The sequence below is a fragment of the Corynebacterium jeikeium genome, from assembly GCA_003955985.1.
In the GTDB taxonomy this organism is placed as follows: Bacteria; Actinomycetota; Actinomycetes; order Mycobacteriales; family Mycobacteriaceae; genus Corynebacterium; species Corynebacterium jeikeium_D.
Genome location: CP033784.1, coordinates 258,827 through 283,764 on the forward strand (window position 1 = coordinate 258,827; position 24,938 = coordinate 283,764).

Annotated in this window: 21 protein-coding genes; 13 read left to right on the top strand and 8 right to left on the bottom strand. The window is 56.3% G+C overall.

Annotated elements, in window-relative coordinates; all coding sequences use genetic code 11:
• The first annotated feature begins 807 nt into the window (after window positions 1-807).
• The 7 genes from EGX79_01090 to EGX79_01120 all read left to right on the top strand — a co-directional run bounded on the left by EGX79_01090 (window position 808) and on the right by EGX79_01120 (window position 12,677).
• Window positions 808-3,702: a hypothetical protein gene (locus tag EGX79_01090; protein ID AYX80900.1), complete on the top strand. Its 2,895-nt coding sequence runs from the start codon at window positions 808-810 to the stop codon at window positions 3,700-3,702.
• Between the two features lie 9 nt (window positions 3,703-3,711).
• Window positions 3,712-4,467, top strand: coding sequence for a class F sortase (locus EGX79_01095; GenBank protein AYX80901.1), 756 nt, complete (start codon window positions 3,712-3,714; stop codon window positions 4,465-4,467).
• Between the two features lie 175 nt (window positions 4,468-4,642).
• Window positions 4,643-5,002 (top strand): hypothetical protein, encoded by a 360-nt coding sequence (locus EGX79_01100; protein ID AYX80902.1) that lies wholly within the window; start codon window positions 4,643-4,645, stop codon window positions 5,000-5,002.
• A 682-nt stretch (window positions 5,003-5,684) separates the two neighbouring features.
• Complete coding sequence (locus EGX79_01105) at window positions 5,685-7,295, top strand: isopeptide-forming domain-containing fimbrial protein (GenBank protein ID AYX80903.1); 1,611 nt, start codon at window positions 5,685-5,687, stop codon at window positions 7,293-7,295.
• 213 nt (window positions 7,296-7,508) lie between these two features.
• Window positions 7,509-8,546 carry a class C sortase gene (locus tag EGX79_01110; GenBank protein ID AYX80904.1) on the top strand — a complete coding sequence of 346 codons (1,038 nt, stop codon included), beginning with the start codon at window positions 7,509-7,511 and terminating at the stop codon, window positions 8,544-8,546.
• A complete protein-coding gene (locus EGX79_01115) occupies window positions 8,539-9,450 on the top strand; it encodes a surface anchored protein (protein ID AYX80905.1) in 912 nt (303 codons plus the stop codon). Before EGX79_01110 ends, EGX79_01115 begins: the two co-directional genes overlap by 8 nt.
• Window positions 9,450-12,677, top strand: coding sequence for an LPXTG cell wall anchor domain-containing protein (locus tag EGX79_01120; GenBank protein AYX80906.1), 3,228 nt, complete (start codon window positions 9,450-9,452; stop codon window positions 12,675-12,677). Before EGX79_01115 ends, EGX79_01120 begins: the two co-directional genes overlap by 1 nt.
• Window positions 12,678-12,783: 106 nt before the next feature.
• Here EGX79_01120 and EGX79_01125 read toward each other — a convergent pair whose 3' ends face one another.
• On the bottom strand, window positions 12,784-13,416 hold the full coding sequence (locus tag EGX79_01125) for a hypothetical protein (protein AYX80907.1): 633 nt from the start codon (window positions 13,414-13,416) through the stop codon (window positions 12,784-12,786).
• 813 nt (window positions 13,417-14,229) lie between these two features.
• On the opposite strand from EGX79_01125, the gene EGX79_01130 reads away from it, so the two are divergent.
• The 5 genes from EGX79_01130 (at window position 14,230) to EGX79_01150 (ending at window position 17,095) form a co-directional block, all read left to right on the top strand.
• Window positions 14,230-14,757 carry an Asp23/Gls24 family envelope stress response protein gene (locus tag EGX79_01130; GenBank protein ID AYX80908.1) on the top strand — a complete coding sequence of 176 codons (528 nt, stop codon included), beginning with the start codon at window positions 14,230-14,232 and terminating at the stop codon, window positions 14,755-14,757.
• A gap of 65 nt (window positions 14,758-14,822) precedes the next feature.
• Window positions 14,823-15,020 carry a hypothetical protein gene (locus tag EGX79_01135; GenBank protein ID AYX80909.1) on the top strand — a complete coding sequence of 66 codons (198 nt, stop codon included), beginning with the start codon at window positions 14,823-14,825 and terminating at the stop codon, window positions 15,018-15,020.
• Window positions 15,017-16,105, top strand: a complete 1,089-nt coding sequence (locus tag EGX79_01140; GenBank protein ID AYX80910.1) for an Asp23/Gls24 family envelope stress response protein — start codon at window positions 15,017-15,019, stop codon at window positions 16,103-16,105. Before EGX79_01135 ends, EGX79_01140 begins: the two co-directional genes overlap by 4 nt.
• Window positions 16,092-16,547, top strand: a complete 456-nt coding sequence (locus tag EGX79_01145; GenBank protein ID AYX80911.1) for a hypothetical protein — start codon at window positions 16,092-16,094, stop codon at window positions 16,545-16,547. The genes EGX79_01140 and EGX79_01145 overlap by 14 nt, the downstream gene beginning before the upstream one ends.
• Window positions 16,544-17,095, top strand: coding sequence for an alkaline shock response membrane anchor protein AmaP (locus EGX79_01150; GenBank protein AYX80912.1), 552 nt, complete (start codon window positions 16,544-16,546; stop codon window positions 17,093-17,095). Before EGX79_01145 ends, EGX79_01150 begins: the two co-directional genes overlap by 4 nt.
• Window positions 17,096-17,153: 58 nt before the next feature.
• Here the strand turns inward: EGX79_01150 and EGX79_01155 are convergent, their stop codons facing one another.
• The 4 genes from EGX79_01155 to EGX79_01170 form a co-directional block, all read right to left on the bottom strand.
• On the bottom strand, window positions 17,154-17,732 hold the full coding sequence (locus tag EGX79_01155) for an RNA polymerase sigma factor (GenBank protein AYX82667.1): 579 nt from the start codon (window positions 17,730-17,732) through the stop codon (window positions 17,154-17,156).
• A gap of 108 nt (window positions 17,733-17,840) precedes the next feature.
• Window positions 17,841-19,274, bottom strand: a complete 1,434-nt coding sequence (locus EGX79_01160) for an ABC transporter permease (GenBank protein ID AYX80913.1) — start codon at window positions 19,272-19,274, stop codon at window positions 17,841-17,843.
• A complete protein-coding gene (locus EGX79_01165) occupies window positions 19,261-19,998 on the bottom strand; it encodes an ABC transporter ATP-binding protein (GenBank protein AYX80914.1) in 738 nt (245 codons plus the stop codon). The genes EGX79_01160 and EGX79_01165 overlap by 14 nt, the downstream gene beginning before the upstream one ends.
• Window positions 19,999-20,007: 9 nt before the next feature.
• The gene (locus EGX79_01170) at window positions 20,008-21,093 is read right to left on the bottom strand and encodes a hypothetical protein (protein AYX80915.1); all 1,086 of its coding nucleotides are present in this window, start codon (window positions 21,091-21,093) and stop codon (window positions 20,008-20,010) included.
• Window positions 21,094-21,454: 361 nt separating this feature from the next.
• On the opposite strand from EGX79_01170, the gene EGX79_01175 reads away from it, so the two are divergent.
• The gene (locus tag EGX79_01175) at window positions 21,455-22,984 is read left to right on the top strand and encodes a catalase (protein AYX80916.1); all 1,530 of its coding nucleotides are present in this window, start codon (window positions 21,455-21,457) and stop codon (window positions 22,982-22,984) included.
• 224 nt (window positions 22,985-23,208) lie between these two features.
• Here the strand turns inward: EGX79_01175 and EGX79_01180 are convergent, their stop codons facing one another.
• The 3 genes from EGX79_01180 to EGX79_01190 form a co-directional block, all read right to left on the bottom strand.
• Window positions 23,209-23,556, bottom strand: coding sequence for a hypothetical protein (locus EGX79_01180; GenBank protein ID AYX80917.1), 348 nt, complete (start codon window positions 23,554-23,556; stop codon window positions 23,209-23,211).
• A gap of 140 nt (window positions 23,557-23,696) precedes the next feature.
• A complete protein-coding gene (locus EGX79_01185; protein AYX80918.1) occupies window positions 23,697-24,005 on the bottom strand; it encodes a hypothetical protein in 309 nt (102 codons plus the stop codon).
• Between the two features lie 588 nt (window positions 24,006-24,593).
• Entirely contained in the window at window positions 24,594-24,935 is a 342-nt protein-coding gene (locus EGX79_01190; GenBank protein ID AYX80919.1) for a sodium:proton antiporter, read from the bottom strand.
• Between the last annotated feature and the right edge of the window lie 3 nt (window positions 24,936-24,938).

Genomic DNA, 24,938 nt, shown 5'->3' on the forward strand with positions numbered 1-24,938 from the left:
TCCCCGGGAGGTAATCTCTGGTGTTATCCATGATGCAATGACCGCCTGACCCTACCGCCCGAAAAATGTCCTGAAAGCGTCATAAACTCGCACAGTTTCACATTTGCAGTCCCCTATTCAGTCGCGTTTTACATAACGTGATCTGTTGGAATGCCGTGAATCAGACCCATTTTTGTCTATTAACCGCGGATGGAGAGGTTGGGGCGGAGAGGCGATTATTTATGCAGCCGCAATTAGCACACAATTATGTGGCTTATTAAATGATGTCCGGGGATTCTTTTGTAAATAGTCTTGAGACATCATTTTTGCTCTTAGAGATTTATTGGCTTGCATTTTCATTAGGTGGGGGTGGGGTGTCATTTGTGCCGTAACTCACAATTATGAAAATCGTGACATGGGAGACATTCTAACCCAAATTAATGGGCGGGGATTCATTGAAAAAACTTCATATGCGCAGGTTAATCGTGATTTTATGGGTTGAATGGCTAGGTGTCGTGGCGAAAGGTGGAACTTCGGCATGTGTGTGGTGTCCAAATGTCCACCCCAGAAAAAATATGCAAACAACAATTATTGACATTGAAATAAAAGACAATAGGGGTGGCAATTAAATGGCTCAACAAACATAAAATGTATTTGTTATATTCGGGGACGGCCAACGCTATAAATGAGAATTAGAAGGCGATGTCAACTGGGCTACCTGTGATGGGGGCTGGAGACGCTTATGCGTGGTCATTGATTGTTAATTGAAGGCTGGAAAGGTAGCGAAAGGTGTATAACGCACTGAAATCGAAGGAAGGGGGAGGGCTCATGTTCGGTCGTTTTACAAACGAGAAGCGCTGGTTGGCGCTTTTTAGCTTCGTGGCTGTGCTCGCTCTTTTCTTCGCTAAATCTCCAATAATTGCGCATGCGCAGGAGGCAGAAGACACTGGCGAAACCCTGACGATCCAGAAGATTTTGAGTGTTCCTGGAACAGTTAAGGGTGTTGAAGCCAATGGAAATGTCCGTGATTTTGGGCCACTCATTGCGGCATTTGACGAGGCGGCAACTCCATTTGGTAGCCACAAAATGGGTTACTGCATTGAGGCCAGCGTCGCCGGTGATCTTTATGACACCGGTCGTGTACAGAACTTCAGTCAGTTCTCGCGCAGTACAGATACCAATAACAAGCTGCGGAACGACTTTGACCGATACCGGAAGCTCAACTGGATTGCGCACCACGGTTCTCCAGCTGTTGGTTTGGATGAACTGGGGAAGGCGGCTGGAGTTAAAGGACGTCTGAAAGTGCTGGACGCCAATAACGCAACTCAATTCGCTCTGTGGCACTTCTCCGATGGCATTGACTTCTCCCAGGGCATTCACAACCCATCGACGAAGGCTGTCTACGACTACCTCACTGGTCCGGCTAACGTCGGTCAGGGCACTGTCGATGGCACGAACCGCACTGGCTACATTTTCAACAATGGTAAGAAACAAGACATCATTGTGATTGACAATGTCACTCCGTCTTCCGGTGAAGTTCCGGCAGAGCCGACGAAGCCGTCTGAACCGGAGCAGCCAACCGAACCGGAAAAGCCGACTACTCCGACCACGCCTGCGGAGACCACGACCCCGTCCGAGTCGACCAAGCCGTCCGAGCCGGAGAAGCCGACCACGCGTAAGCCGTCGATCTCCACTCAGGCTCGCCTGAACGGCAACAAGATTGTTGCGGGCGCTGTGGTTAAGGACATCGTGAAGTTCACCGACCTGGTTCCGGGTAAGAACTACCGCCTGGACGCCACCCTGGTGGACAAGACCAATGCTGATCGCATCCTGGGTACCGGCAGCGTGGAATTCACTCCGGAGACCTCTTCGGGTGAGCAGGCTGTCATGATTACCGTCTCCGATGATGTAGATGAGCCGGTTTCCGCTGCTGTTGCATTCGAAAAGCTGACCTCGACAGAGGTCACCGCCGATGGCCAGGACAACACCGATGGTCAGCGGGTAGAAATCGCTACCCACGAGGACATCAACGACGCAGCTCAGACCGTTCACGGCGAAAAGCCGGATCAGCCGTCGGCCTCCGAAGAGACCCCGACGAGCGAAGAGACGACCGAGGAGACGACCGAAGAGACAACGGAGCCGTCGTCCAGCGAGACCACTACTTCTGAGACCAGTGAGTCTGAGACTCCGACGACGTCGGAAAGCGAAGAGCAGCCGAGCTCGTCGCCGACTACTCCTAACACCTCCGAGTCCACGAAGCCGGCCGCTCCGACGGAACCGACCGAGCCGACTGACAGCACTGAGTCGCAGACCACGGAACCGACCGAGCCGACTGAGACTACCGAACCGTCTAAGCCGAGCGAGCCAGCTGATACGCCGCTGGAGCCGGAGCTGCGCACGGTAGCCGAGCTTCAGGGCAACCGCATTGAGGCTAATGCCAAGGTCGTCGACACCGTACATTTCGAGGGTCTGGTCCCTGGTAAGAACTACACCCTCTCCGGTGAACTGGTTAACAAGGCTGATGGCTCTGTGATTGGTCATGGCGAGGCGACGTTCAAGCCGACGTCGGCAAGCGGTACTGTGACTGTCACTCTTGAGGTGTCTGACTCTGTTAAGACTCCTGTTGCCGAGGCTGTCGTGTTCGAGCACCTGACCTCTGATGAGGTTGACTCGACTGGTAAGGAAAGCGCTGGTCAGGTCAATGAGATCGCTGACCACGCAGATATCAACGACGCTAGCCAGACCGTGACCGGCGACGTTCCGGAGAAGCCGGAAGACACCCCGACTGAGGAAAGCGAAACTCCGTCCGAGGAGACGATCGCACCGGAGACCAGCTCGACTGAGCCGACCACGTCCACGGTTCCGGCAACGCCGAGCGACGATGAGCCGTCCGAGCAGCCGGAGACGACACAGCCGGAAGAGCCGTCTGAGACGACAACTCCGTCTACGTCCGAGTCCGAAAAGCCGAGCAAGCCGACCAAGCCGACGAAGCCTGCCCAGCCGGAAAAGCCGAGCAAGCCGATCAAGCCTGCCCAGCCGGAAAAGCCGAGCAAGCCGAACCACCCGAGCACCCCAGCGCAGTCTGAGGACAACCCAGCCATCACGACTACTGCCGGTATTGCCGGCAAGGCTCTGGTTGAAAAGGGTGCTGTCGTCATCGACACCGTGCACTTCACTGGCCTGAAGCCGGGCACGAAGTACACGTTGACCGGTGAGCTGATGTGCAAGGAGACGGGCAAGTCCACTGGCGCTAGGAGCCGCCTGCACTTTGTGCCGACGGCATCCGCAGGCACGGTTGATGTCCCGATCATCATCACTGACGGCGACTGCGCTTCCCAGGTTGTCTTCGAGACTCTGACCGATGCCAATGGCAAGGAAGTTGCTGTTCACAAGGACATCAACTCTGCGGAGCAGACTGTCACGAACGGCAAGACCCCAGAGAACACGCCATCTGAGCAGCCGAAGGATGAGGGCGAGCAGAACACGCCTAACGACGATTCCTCTGCACCTACCAGCGAAGCTGCTACCCCGACCACTGTGATTAATCAGCACTCGGAGCAGAACAACACCAACGTCACCATCATCGGTGGCACTGGCCAGGACAAGCAGAAGAACCACGGAAAGCCGTTGGCTCCGAACTCGGAACGACGTGCAATTAGTTCGGTTCCGTCTGGCCCGACTGGTTTGGCTACTCACGCTCTGCCGACGGTAGCCACGAACTAAGGAGATTCCATGACTGATCAGTTTGGCTCGGACGAGACCGGCAAGGAACCTGGAAACGCACCAGGATTCGAACCGGAAACCGAAACTGGCGCACTCGGCCATGTTGATGCGTTTGGCCAGGACGAAGATCAGGCCGATGGCCAAGTCGAAGACCTGCAGGACGTGCCTTGGTGGAAGCAGCCACGGGTGTATATCGCCGCTATCGCATTAATCGGCGTTATCGCTCTGCTGGTGATTGCCCAACTGAACCGCAATGATTCGGCGCTCGAAGGTGCGCAGGAGAATCTTCCTACTCCAGCACAGGGTTCTCGGGGAGCTGTGCACGAGATGGAGATGCTCATTGATGGTAAGTCGGCTCCGATTGATTTCGTTCAGCTGACTGATCAGGGATCTCTGATTCCTCCGACCGATGTTTCTCGCCTGGGCTGGTATTCCGCCTCAGCGATTCCCGGTGAGAAAGGTGCTGCTGGATCGTCCGTCATTACTGGTCACGTCAATGAGGTGGATCAGGGTGATGGTTACGCTGCACGTTTCGCTGACTTGAAGGCTGGTGACACTGTCACGGTGAAGGTGGATGGCGAAAGCCGAGACTTCACCGTCAGCAAGGATCCGATCCAGGTGGTCAAGGGCGCTCAGATGCCTGAGGTCGTCAACGATGCAGTTGGTGAGAACCGCTTGGTCCTCATTACCTGTGGAGGCGAGTTCGTCGGCGGCACTTTGGGTTACGCCGACAACATCATCGTCGAGGCCACTCCAGTGCGCTAATCCAGTGCGCTAGATCAGAGCACTAGGGCGCTGGGGCTCAGCCTCAACTAGTTGACCAATTTCATTGGCTGTGGCTGTTGAACGCCGTCGAACAACGGCGGCGCCGACAGTCACAGAAAAACACAGAACAAATCTGCAGAAACCCTGCAGAAACACAGAAGATAAGGAAGTACCTATGAGCATGTTGAAGAAAATCGGTGTCTGGGGTGTGGGCGCACTCGTGCTTGCCGCTCCGGTTGCCACTGCCGCACAGGCAGTAGCTGCACCTGCAAACTCTGCTGACACTGCAGTTGTCGCTCCGGGCAAGGGTGGGTTCCTCCACTCGGGCAAGCTAGCCGTCAACCGCTACGTCTTCGAGCTTGAGCACCGCGATGGCAAGGACTACGTCAACATCACCTTCACCGGCGATCACAGCGCTGACGTGCAGATCATGCCGGATGGCATGACCCCTGAGGGCAAGAAGAAGGTCGACCAGATTGGTGACGTCCTCAAGCTCAACGGCTACAACGATGTTCACTACTGGGCGGTTCTCTAAACGTCCCCTGTGACGCCGAAGCGCGCCCCGTGTCGCTTACTGTCTCTGTGCTTTTACAGGTCCTAGCACAAGGCGGTGGGTCGCGGGGCGTTTCTTGGTTTTTTGATGGTGTCCTTTTGCTTTCGCTTGACGACGTTGTCGTGACAGCAAATACGAGAAGGTTGATGAGCCCTCATTTGCCCGGCGTGCGCTGCGACGATAGCGGTAGGGGGTAAAAGCTATTGATACAAACCAACTGGTTAGCCCTGATTGGGGGGAGGGGGATAAATCGCGGAAATCTTTACGCTTTTTTGGGTGAATGAGCAAAAGCCCGTCGCGAACAGTGCAAAGAGCTATCGCGGAGGTAGTACGAAGTGTGAATGCGAAGGGTTTTCATGCCTAGGTGTCGCGGCCCGTTCTCCTTGGGGGTATCGGCCAGATGCTTAAGCGGTTAAGTTATTTATAAGCGGTTCACTGAGCGCTGTTAACCGAGCAAGCAATGAGCTTGAGCTGCAATGTTTATACATTCAAACATTAAAGTTCATAACGCTTAGGCTTAAAAGGTTAGACAGACTGGTCTTTTTCTTAAGGAAAATCTCAGTTTTGGCAAGTCGGGGAACGTTGGTGTCGCCGTCTGGAGTGAATCGCGAGACGTATTGAAGCGTGTCGCTTCATTTTGGACTTCTGTAAAGGACCTGTTTTCGTGAATAAGTTCTCCCGTACCGCCCGCTCGGTAACTTTCGCTGCCATCGTCGGTCTGTCGATGGGTGTCTCCGCCCCGGCTGCAATCGCTCAGGACACTTCCATCAACCAGGCTGCCGGGGACTCCCCACTGGTGAATAAGAACGCCAAGGGCTCGCTCACCATTCACAAGTTCGGTAACCCGACCAGCGAAGGCCAGCCGTCTGGTACCGAAGCTGATGTCGAGGACGTTAAGGCCAACGGTGGTAAGGTGCTTGAGGGTGTCGGCTTTACCGTCTACAAGATCAACAAGACTGCAGATGGCGCTACCCCCATCGATGTCACCACCAACGAGGGTCTGCTGGCTGCTTCGAAGCTGAAGGCTGAAGACTTCTCCCAGGGCGCACAGCTGAAGGACGGCCTCCCGGCTGGAGTCCTCACCGAGGTCGCATCCGGTAAGACCGGCCCAGACGGCAAGTGGGTCGTTTCCCAGAATCTTGACCTCGGTGCTTACCTGGTTGTTGAGACCGGTCCGAAGGAAGGCTACGACCCGGCTGTTCCGTTCATCGCTTTCGTTCCGATGACCGCGGATAACGGTGGGGATAACCAGGGCACTAGCTGGAACTACGATGTCCACGCGTTCCCGAAGAACTACAAGGACGAAGAGCCGACCAAGACCGTCAAGGACAAGGACCAGAACGCTGGTGATAAGAACCTTGTCTACACCGTCACAGGTACTGCTCGCCAGCTGAAGCCGAACACGGAGCGCACCCAGTTCCAGATCACTGACCAGATTGACCCGAAGCTGGAAATCACCGACGTGAAGGTGACGGTCGCTGGCCAGGAGATCCAGCCGACGCAGGATGTTGATGGGAAGTTCTTCGAGGGCAACAAGGTCGACGTCGCCCTGAAGCCAGAAGTTGCAAATACTCTCAAGGCCGGTGACAAGGTCGTCGTTACCATCACCACCAAGCTGAAGCCTGAGTTCGCGAAGGATACCGATATCGCGCCGAACAAGGCTCTGGTCTTCCAGAACAACCCGGATGGTACCGAAAACTCCACTCCGAAGGAGACTCCGGAGGTCAAGACCTACTGGGGTGGCCTGCAGTTCAAGAAGGTCGATGGCAACCGCAAGGGTCTGGAAGGCGCCGAGTTCCAGATTGTCCGCCAGGAGGCTGGCAAGCAGTGCTCCGAAATTGACACCACCAAGAAGGATTCCTGGACTCCGGTAAACGGTCAGCAGGGCGGCGAAATTAAGACCACCTTCGTCTCTGGCCAGGACGGTATCGTCAAGATTACCGGTCTTCACGTCAACGACTTCGAAGACAATGCTGAGGTTGCCGCTGATGACCAGTCCCACTACTGCCTGATTGAGACCAAGGCTCCGAAGGGCAAGGAGCTGCTGCCGGAGGCACTCGAGTTCAAGCTGGTTGCTACCTCGACTGACCCGGAGCGCGTCTACAAGCTGGCTTCCGTCCAGGTCGGCGCTAACCCGGGTGAGGTCGTTAACTCCGACGACACTACCCCGAACCTGCCGATGACCGGTGGTGCCGGTATTGGCATCCTGGCTGCTATCGGTGCAGCTATCGTCGCAGCTGGTGCATGGTTCGCCCGCCGCGGTTCCAAGAACTAAACCCGAGTAAAGGCTCGGTCACTGGAGCTCTTTAGCTCCAGTGTTGCGGGAATAGCGTGCGTTCAACAGCGCACGCCATTCCTGTAGTTTGCGCATCACTGAAATTACTGTTGCGGCCTTTCGATGTGCTCTTTTTCAACAGCAGGCATTCCCATGCCGGTGAGAAAGAGAAAGGCCACATCCCTTTTTGATTGACTTCTTGGGAGTTCCTCCGTGGGTAAACACTCTGCGTCGACTCTGACGCGGGACGCATCAGCTGAGCAGCCTAATCAGCCTGAGCAGGCGAAAAAGAACAGCATGGTTCTCCCCGCAATTCTGGTGATTGTGGGTTTACTTGTGATGCTGTACCCGGTTGTCTCCACGGCATTGAATAACTACGGCACCTCTAAGGCGGCCAAAGAGTTCGCCAAGCTGGAGAAGTCCGTACCCCAAGAAGTTAAAGATGAACAGTGGGAGCGTGCTCATTCTTACAATGAGCGCCACACCACCGGCCCGATTCTGGACCCGTGGCTTAACGAAATTAATGACCACAACCCTGAGTACGCCGCTTATCTCGATCAGCTAAACGCTACCGACGTGATGGCGCGTCTAATCTTCCCAGAGATTAAGGCCGACCTGCCGATCTACCACGGCACCAGCGATGAGGTGCTCGCTAAGGGGCTCGGACACCTATACGGATCCGATCTTCCAGTCGGCGGTGTTGGAACCCACTCCATCATTACCGGTCATACCGGACTTACTAACGTAACGCTCTTCGATAACCTGCGGAAAGCAAAAGAGGGAGACGCCTTCTATATCCAGGTCGCAGGTCACAAGCTGAAGTACGAGATTGATCAAATCAAGGTTGTACTTCCGCATGAGACCGATGATCTTCGTCCCATTGAAGGCCAGGACTACATCACCCTCATCACTTGCACTCCTTACGGAATCAACACGCACCGTCTGCTAGTGCGTGGGCACCAAGTGCCGATGGATCCGTCGGAAAGCAATGTCTTCGACCAAACGCACGGAGCTGGATGGCAGTGGTGGATGTACGCCCTGCTTGTAACAGTGCTTGTGCTTGGCGCAGGCTTTGCGTGGTGGCTCTGGCGCCAGCGCCTCGACGCCGACGAAGAGCTTGACGACGACGCTGAGAACGCGGACGTCGAGACTGCTGATGGCGACGCAGACAGCGATGAACTCGCTGACGGCAGCGAATCGGCATCCGAGGATAATAACAACACTTCGTGGTGGGAAAACGACAATGAATAAATATTTGACATCCACCTGGAACCGGATAGCTGCGTTCTTAGCTGCCTGCGCTCTGGTTGCAGTGATGGGTGCAATCGGCGCGAATGACGCCAACGCGGCCAGGATTGTTGGACGCGTGGACGCTCCAGGCGTTTCAGCAACAAGCGGCACTGACATTGTGCGAATTACCTTGAGCCCAGGAAACCCGGACGATGATAATTCGACGGCGTCGGGCTCTATTTCTGGCGTGACCATTCATCTGCATCGTCTTAAGGGAATTTCGCCGTCAAGCCAGCAGGACCGCGAGAAGGTGGAAAATGCCACCGCAGCTGAGCTTGCCGAGTGGCCAAAAGACCTCCACTTCAGCCAGGTCACTGACGAAAACGGCTCTGTTAAATTCAGTGACCTGCCGGAGGGTATTTACCTTGTGACCTCGACGGCTCCGAACGACAGTTATCGGGAGATCAACCCCTTCTTGGTATCGGTGCCTTTCTATGGCGCGGACTATGACTCCACTCCTGTAGAGGGAGTCATTGTGGCGAAGTCGCACAAGCCGGGGGAGACACCACCACCGTCGACGCCTCCGGCCACTCCGCCGAAGACCCCTCCGACAACACCACCTGGAACTCCGCCGACTACGCCGGGCACATCGACCCCGCCGAAGACTCCTCCGACCACTCCGGGTGAACCGGGAACCTCGACGACCACTTCGACTACCTCCACGCCACCTGATGAGCCTGGTACCTCGACGCCTTCGGGCTCGTCGGGTTCATCCTCAAGCTCGGGAAGTAGCGGAGGATCCGGCTCCTTGGCGCTCACCGGTGTGCAGGTAGCAGGCCTGGTAGCTGCCGCTGCAGCACTAATCGGCGGAGGATTCGTCATTATCGCCGCTAGCAAGAAGAACTCAGAAAGTGGGAAGAACTAATGTTTTCGACAACATTCCGCTTGCCGGATTCAATGCGAACTACGCTTCGCATGTTCTTGGCCGCTTTGCTAGCGGTAGCTCTCGTTGTCAGCGGTCAGGCGTTTGCGCCCAATGCGCCACAGGCACAGGCGCAGACGGAGGTTATTCCGACGTCTCCGCCGAAGCATGAGTTTAACAAGATTAAGGTGCAGCCCAATCCGGGCGATGCAAAATTTGAGTTCACTATTGATAGCGACGCGACGATTGACAGTCTTCAGTTCAATGTTGGTGGATCAGAGTGGCTTAAGGGATATGAGCTAAGTATTAATGGCAGGACGATTCCGTCTCAGTTCGCCCCAAATATAGGGTCTGGTGCATCGAAAAAGGCACCGTTTGAAATTGTGCACAGCGGATTGAATCAAACGGTGAAAGCGGGCGATAAGATTAACTTAGTATTGAACTACAACAGTTCGACAGCAACTGGCAGCGTATCCGTCACCCTTCGCGGTACTCCCGACGGCTCTACTGAGCCCACCGGCCCAAGTGAGCCAACTGACCCGACGGAGCCTACCCAGCCGACAGAGCCAACTGAGCCCACCGAGCCCACCGAGCCGGAGAATCCGGAGCCAGAACCAGGAACGGTAACTCCTGCGGATCCGACCCTTGTTGATCCCGCGACTGCACCGGAGTGCGTGGAGAAGGCGTACATCAATATCCCGGACACCAAGGGTGTTGATTACTACCTCAACGCAGAGAAGAAGCCGGCTGGCCGGCACGTCTACGAGCAGAACAAGCCGGGTACAGTCAAGGTCACTGCAATGGCACAGTCGGGGTTTAAGCTTGCTCCGAACGCGCGTACCGAGTGGACTTTCAATCTAAGTGGTGAAGTTAAAGACTGCTCAAATTCTTCTGAAGATCCCAAGCCACCGGCTGTCGAAGGGCGTCACTTTGATGCCATCGGCCACGAGTTTGCAGTTAAAGCTGACCCAGTAGATCCGAAGAAGCCTAATGCCTTTACGGCTAAGGTGACTGAGGAATCTCACATGAAGTACGCAACCGTGCGTATCGAGACTGACGCGACCTTCTTGGATCCGCAGAAGTACAACCTCACTCTGGACCAGATTGAGCCAGGCGTAACTCTGCAGAAACGCAACGTCAATATTGGCAACGGCTTCATCACCATGGACGTTGTTCCGGTAAAGGATGGTAAGCCGGTTGACTCTGCCCTTGTACCGAAGGATGCGGTATTCACTTTCACTAATAATCTTTCGCAGAACAAGAATTTGAAGGTCACCCTCGATGTGTATGGAGAGAAAAAGGACGAGCCAAAACCACCGGAGATTATCTCGCCACCAGATGGAGCCAAATGGGTGCATGGGCGAGTCCCTAACCCGCCGATGCCACAGCGTTGTGGTCTGCGTATTGCTGTAGTAGCAGACCTTTCGACATCGCTCCGTTACGCAGATACTGATGGTTTCGAAGCATCTAAAAAGGCCGCGAATGCATTTATCGATTCCCTGCAGGGCACTCCAGCCGAGCTCGGCATCTATAACTTCGCAAGTGACGGTCCGGCTAATCAGGCTGGAACGACACACGGTCAGAACCCACCATATATTTCAATGCTGTCGGAGCAGGGCGTCCAGCGAGCAAAGGACGTAGTTAAGAACTGGAGCTATAACGCAAATAACAGTGCTACGAACTGGGAAGCGGGCCTGAAGCAGGTCAAGGATAACGACTACGACGTGGTGTACTTCATCACTGATGGTATGCCCACGACCTCCTCGACAATCAAGAGCAAGGGCATCGGTGGTGAATTCGTTCAGGCTAGTGCTCTCAACGACGCAATCAAAGCATCCAACGAACTCAAAGCTGCCGGTACCCGTGTTGTGCCGCTCATGGTCGACCTGACTCTTGGCGGGCGAAGCAGCCAACGCCCCGTTGTAACGAATGATCTGGTGCTCAAAGACGCCAAGCGCATTGGCTGGCAAGCAGATCCGGGACAAGCCCCAGGCCTCTACTACAAAATTCGAAGTGATCACCCGAAGGCTTCGCACGCCAATTACATCAACACCGACACCATGGCGAATCTGAAAATGGCGTACGACGCGGCAGGCAACCAGGCCCTGCAGGTGTTTGAACGGATGCCTAATGGGAGGTTAAACACAGTTACTTCGGACATGTCTAGGTGGACCTACGGTGCACGTGGTGTCAAGACCATGGGCGAGGATATCTCGGGCACTGGTGACACGGTGAGGGTGTCTAACTACAGCAATCTTGCGGAACAGATGAAAACAATCGCCCAAGACGTAACCACACGATGCAACGGTGTAGTGAAGGTCAAGAAGAGGATTGTCGATGAAAACGGCAAGGTTCTCGAAGACGGTGCCCCTGGTTGGGAGTTCACCCTGTCCGCAAATAACAATGTCATCGGTTCTGGTAATGGCCCGTTGGTTCACCAGTCGATGAAGGTGACCTCCGGTTCTGAATCCGATAAGGGTACTGCATCGTGGAACATCGAAAGCGAGAGGGAACAGTCGCTGGTTCTGACTGAAACGCAGAAGCAGGGCTACACCTTGTTCCGTCGCGGTGACACCTTGGATTCCACCGGTGACTACAACGCCGTATGTACTCAAACCCGCGACGGGAAAACCTCACCTCTCAAGGTGGAAAATGTGGGCGAGTTTGGTTTCCGTGTAAAGATGTCGGAATCCAATAAGGTCCTGTCTTCCATTTCCTGTGTTGTCGATAACTACGAAGCGCCGGACACCAAGCCAGGCAAGCTGACCTTGGAAAAGGCGGAGTACGTCGATGGTGAGGGAGTCAAGATTCTACCGGGGCTTGGTGGTGCAACCTTCGATATCTACCCCTCGGCTGGTGGTAAGCCGGATTTCAGTGGAGGACCGGTCTACACCATCACGCCTGATCAGAAGTCAATTGAAATCACTGAAACTGGCACTTTCTACCTTGTAGAAACGATGGCGCCGGCAGGACTTAGCCTGCTGCCAGAGCCAGTAGCTTTTGAAATCTCAATTGACCAAGAGACTAAGGAGTACACCGTCTCGGTGGTAGGCGGCAGTAGCCCGCTTATTAAGGCCGAAGGCTCCGGTGAACTCATGATCATGCAGGTGACCGACACCAAGACCGGTAAGCTGCCAAAGACCGGTGGAAACGGAGTCCTTCTCTGGCCACTGTTTGGTGCGGTAATCGCAGCCTGCGGTTGGTTCTGGACTCGCCGCCAGCAGTCCTAATAACAAGAATGGGTTCTGTGCAGTCGCCTGCACAGAACCCATTGGGCCGCACAAAGAACAAGACTCGCGTCCCACCATCAGGAAGCCCTACGCAAACAAAGCCCTCTTACCAGGGTGAGTTAGCGGTGATATAGGAACCAAGCTGCTGCCCGTTCCCATCGATGATGTTCCAGGTAGTCGATACAACGCCGACAGCGCCTTTTTCCGGAACCCATACAGGGCCACCGGAATCGCCTCGTTGAGCGTGTACGTTCTGAACCTGTAGAGCGTTGTCCTCGATTTGGTATGCCTCGCGATCAGCGGCTAAACCGCAGGAAACTCTCCCCGTAGTGTTTCCGTATATGCAGACTGTCTCGCCTGTTTGAACATCTGTTGGGAATAGAGTCGAATCGCCCGAATACGAATTCTCACCTGCAGTAGCGGGGTCGTCAAGCGAGACAACTCCAATGTCGTTCCCTGTATCTAGTGAATGGTCATAGGTGGGAGACGGTTGGAATACTCCAATTTTCTGAAAGGTCCCATCCGTCACCGTGTCTCCATCTTGTCCACAATGCCCTGCGGTATAAATCTGAGAGTTGGTCTTGTCGACATAGCCGGCTGTACAGACACTAGCTTGCGGTCCATCAGCGTGAATGATGACAACTGGATCGCCTTGGTTGATGGTGGCCGCGTAGGCCGGTAGCCCGGTTGTAGCCGTGATAACGGCAGTGACAGTGAAAATCCATGAAGGTCTATTCATGGGGAAATCTGCTCCTCAGTGAGTCGGTCGGTGGCGGCCCAAAAACTGGTTGTGGCGTTTTCATGCCGCACATTGAAAAGCATTTCCTCAGGCTGGGTTTCCTAGAGGGCGAATACGAACGCGCATGGTGAGCGTCCAATCATCCCAAAGATGCGTAAAAACAAAGCTAATCTCGTCGAGAAAGATGGAACGTATGCGTGTCGGGCAGTTCATATACCTGTTTCGTATCGCGAATATAAGGAAATATATAAACCTATCAGTTAAGACAGAACCTACGCTCAAGTGGTCAATCATGCGCGATAGCGTTCTAAAAATGGGGTAGAAGAAAGGCCAACGCCCATCGGGGGGGCGGGGCTAAACAGCAGTCGAGTCGCCGCTGGCGCTGTCGCCGTCGTCAAGCGCGGCAACCAAATCGCGGTGCGCACGAGTTCCGATCGTGGTCGGCATTAACACACCGCTGAAACGTGGAATCTCGCTGTAAGTTGCCACTCGTTATACAAAGTTGTCGAATTTGTTAGCAAACGGCTGGCGAGTGGGGTTCGTTCGTGATGCCAGAACGGGAAATGAGAGGTCATATCCTGCCGTCAAGCAGGGATAATCTAGAAATTACAGAGCTCTCCGTGATGCCGGGGAAGAAGGGTACATCAAGTCTGTAATCCAGTTTTCTAAGAGCCTTTCATAACGAAATCCCTGCTGGAGGGGCTCTCTCGCAGTCATGTATTCCTAGCCGCACTGCAGATTGCCTGTGGCGGCTATAGCATCGGCATTGTCCAGACATTTCGTCTACAACACTGAGAACAGGAACGGCACATCATGGCTGACAATGCAAAGAACACTGCTAAGAACACCCCGGCAACTCAGGCTGGCTCGGACTCCGCGAATAAGGGAACCGGCCACGGCCACACTTCTATCGACGACAGCGTCGTCTCCAAGATTGCCGGTATCGCTACCCGCGAGGTCTCCGGTGTCTATGACCTTGGCGGCGGCATGGATCGCTTCGCTGGCTCCGTCCGTGAGTTTGTTTCCGGCGGCAGCGCCAACGTATCCCAGGGAATTGCTGTTGAGGTCGGCGAGCGCCAGGCTGCAGTCGACGTCACCATCATTGCCGAGTACGGCGTTGCCATCCATGAACTGGCTGAGGCTATCCGTCAGAACGTCATTAGCTCCGTTGAGCGTATGACCGGCCTCGAGGTCACTGAAGTCAATGTCGATGTTTCCGATGTTCACACCGACTACCAGACCCCGCAGGAGCGCGAAGAAGAGGCCGCTAAGCAGCGCGAAGAGCAGCGCAAGGCCATCGCGGCTGCTAACGAGCCCAAGGAACAGCCACGCGTCCAGTAGTTGACAACTATTGCGCGTCGGAGCAGGGCAGGATGGGTAGTTAGGCCCGTATAAAGGGGAATTTCATGTTCGATAATTACACAAAGACCTTCGCGACGATTGCCGTTGTCCTGTGCTTCGCCGCAATGATTGGTGGTTTCACGGGTTTTCTTGCGGTTATTGCCTTCGGAGTTCTGGCCGGTGCAGCCGGTGCGGTACTCGATGGCAAAATCGATGCGCCCGAACTCAACCGTAAGTTCAACCGAGGAGGCCGCCGACGGTGACTATCCACGTTCCAGCAACGCGTGGCACCACCGTCGTAAGCGAAAAGGCAATCCGCCGCATCGTAGAGATGGCCGTGCGCGCGGTTCCCGGCACCCTCGACCAATCCCGTGTGCTAGGGCGCGACTATCCAATTGTCTCTATCGATAGTGCGATTGCCCCTAGTTCTGCCACGACCAATGCCGTTAGTGCAGTTCGAGTCGCAGTTCGCGCCGTTGCATCATGGCCGGCGCCGACAGCGGAAATTGCGGTGCGCATTCGTTCAAGCGTCGCCGCCTGGCTCGCTGATATGGCCGGTCTTGAAAATGTCACCGTCGATGTTGACATCGACAGCGTCGAACCCGGGCACGTGCGTGTCACCCGACAGGACTTAGCGTACTTTTCAGATCACCCGCAGTTGACACCTGTCCGGGTGAACCAGCAGGTAGTAACCGCACCGCAGGTGCGGCGGGTCCCAGAAGTGCGGTCTATCGCCGTGCCGACGCCGCAGCCAGTGCGCAGTATTTCAGTACCGCAGCCACAGTCAGTGCGTAGCATTCAGCCGGTGACACCGCAGCTGGTACGCAGCGTTACTCCGCCGCGTCCAGAACGAGTACGCAGTGTCCCAGCACCTGCTCCACAACCGATGCGCTTTGTCATGCAGCCGAAGCCGCAACCAGCTGTGGCTATTAAGGCACCAAAGCCGCAACCGGCCCGTCGCGTTGTTGCGCCACCGCCGTTACCAGTGACTCGCACCTCGGCGCCGAAGCCGGTACAGGTGCGTCGCACACCAACTCCACGGCCAATACAGCTGCGAAAAGTCGCAGCACCAAAGCCGAAGTCCTTGGTGCAGGTGAGTGTCCCCCGGCAACCAAAGCTGCGTCCGGTACGAGTGCCGTCGCCACGCACAATTAACGTTAAGACGCCACGACCAGCACTACTACGGCCGGTTAAAGTGCCGCGTCCAACCCGGTTGAAACAGGTTCGCGCACCACGACAGGAGCAGCTGCGCCCGGTATCCGTGCCACAACCACGTACCGTGGTGGTAAGCACGCCAGAGCCGCGCCCACTGAAAAAGATTGAGGTGACACCCTATGACGCCGACTGAGAGGTCATCGGCCGCGGTGGTCTCGGACGAGTCAGTCGAAACTCGCCAGGGACGTGACCCGCGTCAATCACCAAAGGTCCGCGGGCTGGGAGTTTTCGCCGGTCTGTTGATGATTGCAGCGGCCATTGTCGCAGGTAGAGAAGCAATCATTAGCGCCAATAGCTCAGGTGACACCTCATGGTTACAACCGGTATTCGACTGGTTCAGCAACCCACAGGGCTCAGCCGCGTCATGGGTGTTGCTCCTCGTCGGAATCCTCGCTGCAATCTATGGGCTGGGACAGCTCATCGCGGTGTTTCTTCCCGCCCCGCGCCGGTATGTACGCGTCGATGACGATGGCAACCTGCCAGTGTGGATGCATAAGTCTGACTACCAAGAAATCCAGAATGGCACGGCACTTGCTTCCGGAACTCACGGCGGATACGAAGGTGATGACAAGTGAAAACATCAGTAAGCGTATTCGACCGAATTGTGTTGTTCCTCTTCTCAGCGCTGTTACTACTGGTAGCAACATGGGCGATTGCTAGCTACCTCGATGTCGCTCCTGCACAGTGGCTTCATGACACCGGGCGGATGGAATCCTGGGGAAAACTACCTGAGCAAAGCTGGTATGTTCCCGTCCTCGGTGTAATCACAGCGATTCTAGCGGTGGTCGGCTGCAGCCTGGTGGTCGCTAATCTGCGATCGCACCGGTTCAGCACGGTCGCCGCATCGGAATCACAGGAAAAGTTAGGAGAGGTTTCGCTGCCGGTCGCCGATGTTGCCGATGCGGTGTGCACCGATCTAGAGCGCAACGCCCACATCAACCAGGCGGATTCACGGGTCTACCGGGATAATGGAATACCCACCTTGGAAGTGACTGTGGCAATGCCACCGCAGGCGAGCCTCCCCGCCGTTGTAGCTGCCCTGAAAAACGCGGAGCGTGAAATGCGTGATGCCCTCGGCCATGCGGATATCGCCTCGACCTACAAAATCGAACTGGACCGTTAGTCAGCTTCGAGAGGCCACAACCTACAACGGCTGGCTACGTCCCCTGGCCGGAGCGGGTTTACACAGCTGCAGAGTCGCCGTTGGCGCTGTCGCCGTCGTCAAGCGCGGCAACCAAATCGCGGCGCGCACGAGCGACGCGCGAGCGAATGGTGCCCACACGACACCCTGCGATTTCCGCGGCCTCGGCGTAGGAGTAACCCAGCACCTGCGTCAAAATGAGTGCCTCGCGGCGTTCTTCCGGCAGCTGCTCCAGCAGCACGCGGGCATCAGCGAGCTCTGACCACGATTCGCCGGTCGTAAACTGCTCGGCAGCGTTTTCCACTTCCATCGCGGACTTCTTCGGGCGTGCCGAATCATGGCGGACCGAATCCACCCACACGCGCCGGGCCAGCGACAACAGCCAGGTGCGGGCAGAAGAACGCGCCGCAAAGCGGGGAAGTGCCCCCATCACGCGCAGGTACGTCTCCTGCGTTAAATCATCCGCAGCATCAACGCCGCCCAGATGTGCGACCAGACGCCACACGTCCTTCTGGGTCAGCCGCACGAACTCCGTCAGCGCAGCCTGATCACCGCGGCCGGCTTTCAGCGCCAGCTGCGTGATGTATTCGTCATTAGAGACGAGGCGTGCGGGAGTCATGGACATAGCTTAGCAACTTAAAACCTAAAGATAATTCGCCTGGCTGTACGTGGCCTCACCTGCAAAAAGCAGGCGGCGACGCAGCCAGGCGAACTAGGGCCTGAAATGCTAGAAGCGGATGGCGTCGATGGGCTTGACGCGAACGGCAATAGTGGCGGGGATGATGCCCGCCAGTGCGCCCACGAATGTCGCGACCAGCACGCCGATGACAGCGGCCGTGACGGGGTAGGCCACGGCACCGGTCTCCAGCGGCAACGCCAGCATCTTATCCAGTGGCAACTGCTTGACCGTGATGATCGAGGCAATCACGCCAACCACACCCGCCACCGTCGTGGCGACAATCGACTCCAGGAACACAGAGATAAAAATCCTGCCTGCCGACGCGCCCATTGCGCGACGAATACCAATCTCACGGACGCGGTGGCCAATGGTGACAATCGAGACCGTGAGCAGCCCCAATGCGCCAAGCGCAATCACAATGCCACCGATAATGCCCAGCGCAGTGGTGATGGTGTTATTCATCTCCTGGGAAATCTGCGTGTCCTTCTCCGACAGGGAGGTATTCACCTTCCAGCTGGGGCCGAGCTCCGCCTGGAAAATGTTGTGCAGCGCCTTCTGGTTCTCCTTTGCGGATTCTTCAGGCGTTGCGACGAGAAGCTGCGGCTCACCCACCTGTCCCTCGTAGCCGGCGTTGAGGAAGGAATCGTAGTGCGTGACGATGCTCGGGGCGTCCCACGATCCGAGGGACTTATACACTCCCACCACGGTGAACGTGGTGTTGCCCGTTTCCTTCAACCTGAAGGTTGGATGGTCGGCTAGTGCTGGGTTGCCCAGACTTTCGTAGAACTGGTCGTTGATCACGACGGGGTTCATCAAGCGCTGGCCATCGGCATCCTCTAAACGGCGTCCCTGCACGATGGTGCGGGCGTAGATGTCGAACCATCCCGGGTCAGCGGCGATCAGCTCGGGAGTACCTGGCGAAAAACACTCGTAATCATCCGGGGCGCAGTCATCCATATTTTGCTCGGGAGTCGCTGGCTGCATTCGAACTCGCGACCACAAGTTGGCGTGAGTGGTCTCCACCAGGCGGTGGGTGGCAGCGGAAAAGGCGTCGTTGATAGACCCGTCTGGGTTGATGACGCTCAAATCGTCCGGGCCGTTTCCGCCGGTGCCCTCGCCGCCGAAGCTTCCAAAGCTATCGGCCATTGTGCCGGCGCTGCCGTCACCGCTGAAGCCACCGTCGCCGAAGTTACCGCCTTCCTCGGAATCGGAATTACCCGCTCCGGCCGTCAACGTGACCGTTCCGGCGACACCCGTGCTCTGTGCGGTGACCGCATCCTGAGAGCTGGTGAGAATATTGCCAAGTGCGATAACCGTAGTCATCGCCCACACTGCGGCGGCCACACTGACCAGCGACAGCATGATGCGGCCACGGTTAATGCGCAGCTCATGCCACGCTTCCAGCAGAGCGCCGAGATAAGGCGTTGCTGCATAGAGGAAGGAAGGCCGTGACTTCGATTCGGTTTCATTATTCGTCGTCATCAGCAACCTCCTCGGAGCCGTGCATGACGTTGGCAGCAGATAGCAGGACGGAGTCGGCGTGCAACTGACCGTCGCGAAGCTCAAGCACACGATCGCCGCGCTCGGCGACCTCTAAATCGTGTGTGATCAGAATCAATGCGGCGTTGTTTTCCGCCGCGACTTCTTCGAGCAAATTCATGACGATCTTGCCGGTGTCGACATCGAGCGCACCGGTGGGCTCATCGGCAAGAATGAGTTGCGGTTGGCGCACGAGCGCGCGGGCAATAGCCACACGCTGCTGTTCACCACCGGAAAGCTGGGAAGGCGTGGCCTCTAGGCGATCGCCCAGGCCGACGCGCTCCAGCATCGCGGCGGCGAGCTCGGTGCGATTCCAAAACTTCTCGCCCCGGTCGTACATCAGCGGAACCTCGACGTTTTCCAGCGTGGTGCGGGAGGGGAAGAGGTTGAATTGCTGGAAGACGAATCCCAAATTATCGCCCCGGAGAGCAGCGCGTTTCCTGTCCGACAAAGTGGAAATATCAGTGCCGTCGAACGTGTACGTGCCGGAATCCGGCAAATCGAGCATGCCAATGATGTTCAGTAGCGTTGACTTACCCGAACCGGACTGGCCGACAATGCTGAGGTGCTCGCCGCGTGGCACGTCGAGGTCGATGCCTTTCAAAATAGGCAGCTCCTCGCCGTTGGGGAGCGTCACTGTTCGAGTGACTGCGGTCAAACTAAGCATGGCGCGGGCCTACTTTTCAGAGCCAGCGTCATCGCCGGACTCATCGAAGCCAGTGTCGCTGCCATCACCAGTGCCGTCGCCGGCGGACTCGTCCTTGTAGGAAGGCACGTACTCCAAGACCTGCTGGCCTTCCTTCAGGCCGCGCTTGATCTCAATGAAAGTGCCATCGTTGGCGCCCAGCTCAACCTTGATCTTTGTGGGCTTGCCGCCATCCTTAGCTGGAGCGTAGACGACACCTTCGCGGAAGCGTCCCTCCACTGCGGTCACCGGTAGTGCCGGGACCTCCGAGGTGGTGCCACTGCCAAGAATCAGCGTGGCAGGAACACCTTCGTAGACGGTCTGATCTGCGGGAATATCGCAGCGTAGCTGTGGGCCGCCCGAGGAATTTCCAGCAGCGGCGGCGCCCATGCCAGCGCCATCCCCGGCGCCAGTGTTCTGCGAGCCCGCGCTACTTCCCGTGACGGTCTTCACCGAATCGCACAAAAACGGTGCCGGGCCATCGGTGATAGCGAGGCGGCCATTGTTAATCGAGTCTCCCAGCGTGTACAGCTGGCTCGGCTTAATAGGTGCTACGGCGTGGAAGCTGTTCGGCGAAATCGTGCCAATCTCCTGGCCGATCTCAACCGTCTGGCCGATGACGATATCCCACTGCACAGTGCCAGAAGCCTTAGCGGTGATGTTTCCCCAAGTCACGGTAGTTTCGGGTGCGGCGGCTGCGGCGTTTTCTTCATCGGAATCCGCGCCGCCGGAGGTGCTGGCAGTCTCAGATACCGAGGTCTTCTTCACCTGAAGCAGGTTTTGCCCCTCTACGGCGTTGCCGCCGCTGTTGACATAGGCGTCAGTGATTTCACCGGAAGCGTTGGCGCGGATCACGGTGGGCTCGTCCGGGACGATGGTGGCAGACAGCTTCTGCGTGTTATTGATCCGCTGAGGGGATAGCTCCGTGGTGGGCTGGGAGAAATCACCGGTTGCTTGCGCATAGTCCTCGTCGTTAGCGGGGAAGAATGCGATCTTGAGAAGCGCAACGGTCGCCAGCAACGCCAGCGTGTACTTGAAGACTGTGAGCGCTTTTGCGCCCCTCCCTTGTTTTTTCATGTCTGCAGAAGTATCCGATCAGAATCCAAATTGACAGCGTGGTACGCGTGAAATCCTACCCTTAACCCCCGTGGGCAGTGGTAGTGCTGGCTATACCTTTTATTCAGTGCTGATAGGTATTGCATGAAAGCGCGGTAAGTGCTTTTCGACGGCCATCGCGTGTGGTTTTCGCGGAGGGAATTTTGCCCTTTTTAGGGCCGAGTGTTTGCGGCTGATACAGCGAACCTAATCGGACTAATAATTAAGGCCACATATCAATCGCGGGAGACTAATAGGAAAAATATGAAACTTCGTGTAGGGTGGAAAACGTCAGGGCATGTTGTGACTGCCATCTAGCCCCTGTCTTTAGGAGGAAATCCCCATGTCCAATCTCTATGAAGGTTCCAATGGTCCGACCACTCGCCTCAACGGTGCGCCGGTTCCTACAGAGCAGCACTCGCTAACCAATGGCCCACAGGGAGGTATTAACCTCCACGACATCCACCTGCTGGAGAAGCTCGCGCACTTCAACCGCGAGCGCATTCCGGAGCGCGTTGTTCACGCTAAGGGTGCAGGTGCTTTCGGTGAACTGACCATCACCGAGGATGTCTCCAAGTACACCAAGGCTGCAGTATTCCAGCCGAACACGGTCACGCCGATGCTGGCGCGATTCTCCACTGTCGCAGGTGAGCAGGGCTCCCCGGATGGCTGGCGTGACGTGCGCGGCTTTGCACTGAAGTTCTACACCGAAGAGGGCAACCTCGATATCGTGGGCAACAACACGCCAGTGTTCTTCATCCGCGATGGCATTAAGTTCCCGGACTTCATCCACTCTCAGAAGCGCCTGCCGGACACAGGTTTGCGCGACGCCAATATGCAGTGGGATTTCTGGACTGCCTCTCCGGAGTCCGCTCACCAGGTCACTTACTTGATGGGTGACCGCGGTATTCCGAAGGACTTCCGTCATATGGATGGCTTCGGTTCTCACACCTATCAGTGGATTAACGCTGAAGGGGAGCGTTTTTGGGTTAAGTACCACTTTAAGACTCGCCAGGGCTGGGAGTTCCTGACGGATGATGAAGCCGCCGAGCTGGTTGGCGAAAACACCGACCACGCTCGCCAGGATCTCTTCGAGGCGATTGAGCGCGGCGACTACCCAACCTGGGACGTCAAGGTGCAGATCATGCCTTACGACGAGGCCGCCAGCTACAAGGTGAACCCGTTCGACCTGACCAAGACCTGGTCTCAGAAGGACTACCCGCTGATTCCGGTCGGCCACTTCACTCTGAACCGCAATCCGGGCAACTTCTTTGCTGAGGTTGAGCAGGCCGCTTTCGCACCGTCGAATACGGTCCCGGGTGTCGGCTTCTCGCCGGACAAGATGCTGCTGGCGCGTGTGTTCTCCTACGCTGATGCGCACCGCTACCGTCTTGGCGTCAACAGCGATCAGCTGCCGGTGAACCAGTCTCGCTGCCCAGTGAATTCCTTCTCGCAGGATGGTGCGGCCACGTACTACTACTCGGATCCGAAGTTGCCGGTTCACGGCTCCAACGCCACTGCTCGCGGTCCGGAGGCCGATACTGCGGCTGCAGCTAAGGCTGCTGGTTGCCCAGTGCGCTCCGGTCACGCCGGCCAGGTCGATGCTGGTGCCTTTGGTCAGTGGGAGAGCGTGGGCGAAGAGTTCTACGCTGGCGCCTACGTGCAGCACCCTGAGGATGATGACTTCTCGCAGCCAGGCGACCTTGTTCGCAACGTGATGGACGATACCGAGCGCGATCGCTTGGCAAACAACATCGTCGGTGCCATGCAGGGTGTCTCCCCAGAGGTGGAGCAGCGTGTCTATCAGTACTGGGCCAACGTTGATTCCTGGCTCGGTGCCGAGGTGGAAAAGCGCTTTAAGGCAACGAAGTAAAGCAACCGCGTAGGGCTGTGCAGTAAAACCGCAGAGTAGAGCTGCACAGTCACGCGGTAGATCAAAGTAAATAGAAAAGCGTTAGCCCTGCAAATGGTTGAACCATCTGCAGGGCTAACGCTTTATTTAAAACTTCTGTCTGTGCATGACAGCCACGGCTTTGTGGTTGCCTGCACGCCGGCCCGGTTTGGGCGGCTAAGGAACAACCCTAAGTGTGAGCTGTTTTAGGCACCGATGCCCGGCAGGCTCGGGGAGCCGTTGAAAAGCGACTTCGGAGCAGCTGCAGCCTCGTCGGCTTCTTCGGCGGACTCGGACACCTCTCGACCCTGTTCGGCAGCGTCGGAGACACTATCAGCCTCAACGCCGGAGACGTGGGTGGAGTTGTCGTTGTGGGTGGACTGATCGTTCGTGATGTTGATGTCCATGAAGTCGCGGCCGAACGGAGCGTTCCAGTCACCGGTTTCCAGGAGGGTCAGGTCACCATCGATGGTCGGGTTAATCTCGAAGGTGACGTTGACGGTCGGGCCGGAAGGCATTGCTTCCAGAACCTCAACGATAGGAGTGACGTCCATTTTTGGTGTTCCTTTTAGACAGTAACGAAATGAAGAATATCGGTTTTAACTGAACAATAAACCGCAGTCTTTATTAGAGACTGGCGGTTTATTGTGTCAAGGATTGGCGGAGCTATTGTCCTGCCATGAAGCCCAGGAGCTTACTTGGCGCCGATGCCAGAGATGCTCGGGTTCAGGAAGTCGAACTTACGCTGGTCGGACTTGTCGACGGTGGTCTCCGGGTTCAGGAAGTCGGAAACCTCGACGTCGTGGGAGTCGTGGGTGGAGTGGTCGTCGGTGACGGAGATGTCCAGGAAGTCGTTACCGAACGGCAGGTTCAGGTCGCCACCGACGTTAGCGAAGTTGACGTCGTTGCCAGCCAGCTGCTCGAAAGCCGGCAGCGGGCTCTCGACGGTGACGGCCGGAAGGGCTTCGAGGATGGTTGCGATATCTTCTGCGGAGCAGGACATGAGAAAATCCTTAGGTTCTCGGGGGTAAAGATTTTGAGTCGCTCTTGGCTGACTCACAGAAATTAAGTTAACCGATGGGGCAAGGGGCTGCAATGAAAAAATAAGTGCCTCGATCCGCTTTCGGTCGGTTGCGTCCCTCAAAGCTCGCTCAAATTCGCCTAAAAACATTGGAAAGAGGGCGGTTTTGTGGTGTCTGTGACGACTCCGGCCTCTGCCTGAATATCGGATGACAAAAGCGTTGTTTTCTTAAAATTTACCGGGATTGCATTGATTGTTTTGTTCTTGGTGTCACAAAGGTGCAGGCAAACGGCAAATTCATCACAAATGATAACTAAGGGTTCCCTAAGTAAGGGAAACCAAAGTTTAGTAAATGGCAAAAACTGCCACTCAATTTAGGGGCATAAGCGGGGTTAACGAGCGGGCCATAGCCCATGAGAGGTACATCACATTGTGGGAGGCCAAAAGTGTGGGGAAATATACCCCCTTTTGGGTAGGCCGGGTGGCCTAAAGGGGGTGTCGGAGCGCGCTGAGGGGTCGCTGTGAAACTGGCCGCTAACGGTGTGTTCAGGACGTTTCCCGCGCCGCTAGCTACCGCTCCGGGACGTAGTCCTCAGCGGAGCCGTCACGGGCACCCAGCACCGCGCGTCCAAGTACTTCGGAGGCGACGGTAGCGACGACCAGGACAGCAACAATGGCCAGAATGGCGGTGAGGGTTTTGCCCCACGTCAGATCGCCCTGGTCGGCCTCTAAGACCAAGTTGGCAATCACCAGCGCGGGGATGCCCACCATGATTCCGGCGGAAAGTTGGTTCAACCGGCTCAGGGCATCTTTAGAGCGCCACATGGCCACGCCCGCCAGGAGCAGGTACAGAGATCCGCCAATGACCAGCACGGCAAACAAGATAGTTACAAGGATTGAAGCGATACTCATAGT

Coding starts and splice junctions, on each gene's coding strand:
- EGX79_01165 (AYX80914.1), bottom strand. CDS start 19,998: ATGCTTAGTTTGACCGCAGTCACTCGAACAGTGACGCTCCCCAACGGC.
- EGX79_01170 (AYX80915.1), bottom strand. CDS start 21,093: ATGAAAAAACAAGGGAGGGGCGCAAAAGCGCTCACAGTCTTCAAGTAC.
- EGX79_01095 (AYX80901.1), top strand. CDS start 3,712: ATGACTGATCAGTTTGGCTCGGACGAGACCGGCAAGGAACCTGGAAAC.
- EGX79_01115 (AYX80905.1), top strand. CDS start 8,539: ATGAATAAATATTTGACATCCACCTGGAACCGGATAGCTGCGTTCTTA.
- EGX79_01175 (AYX80916.1), top strand. CDS start 21,455: ATGTCCAATCTCTATGAAGGTTCCAATGGTCCGACCACTCGCCTCAAC.
- EGX79_01145 (AYX80911.1), top strand. CDS start 16,092: ATGACGCCGACTGAGAGGTCATCGGCCGCGGTGGTCTCGGACGAGTCA.
- EGX79_01130 (AYX80908.1), top strand. CDS start 14,230: ATGGCTGACAATGCAAAGAACACTGCTAAGAACACCCCGGCAACTCAG.
- EGX79_01120 (AYX80906.1), top strand. CDS start 9,450: ATGTTTTCGACAACATTCCGCTTGCCGGATTCAATGCGAACTACGCTT.
- EGX79_01090 (AYX80900.1), top strand. CDS start 808: ATGTTCGGTCGTTTTACAAACGAGAAGCGCTGGTTGGCGCTTTTTAGC.
- EGX79_01135 (AYX80909.1), top strand. CDS start 14,823: ATGTTCGATAATTACACAAAGACCTTCGCGACGATTGCCGTTGTCCTG.
- EGX79_01125 (AYX80907.1), bottom strand. CDS start 13,416: ATGAATAGACCTTCATGGATTTTCACTGTCACTGCCGTTATCACGGCT.
- EGX79_01180 (AYX80917.1), bottom strand. CDS start 23,556: ATGGACGTCACTCCTATCGTTGAGGTTCTGGAAGCAATGCCTTCCGGC.
- EGX79_01190 (AYX80919.1), bottom strand. CDS start 24,935: ATGAGTATCGCTTCAATCCTTGTAACTATCTTGTTTGCCGTGCTGGTC.
- EGX79_01155 (AYX82667.1), bottom strand. CDS start 17,732: ATGACTCCCGCACGCCTCGTCTCTAATGACGAATACATCACGCAGCTG.
- EGX79_01185 (AYX80918.1), bottom strand. CDS start 24,005: ATGTCCTGCTCCGCAGAAGATATCGCAACCATCCTCGAAGCCCTTCCG.
- EGX79_01100 (AYX80902.1), top strand. CDS start 4,643: ATGAGCATGTTGAAGAAAATCGGTGTCTGGGGTGTGGGCGCACTCGTG.
- EGX79_01160 (AYX80913.1), bottom strand. CDS start 19,274: ATGACGACGAATAATGAAACCGAATCGAAGTCACGGCCTTCCTTCCTC.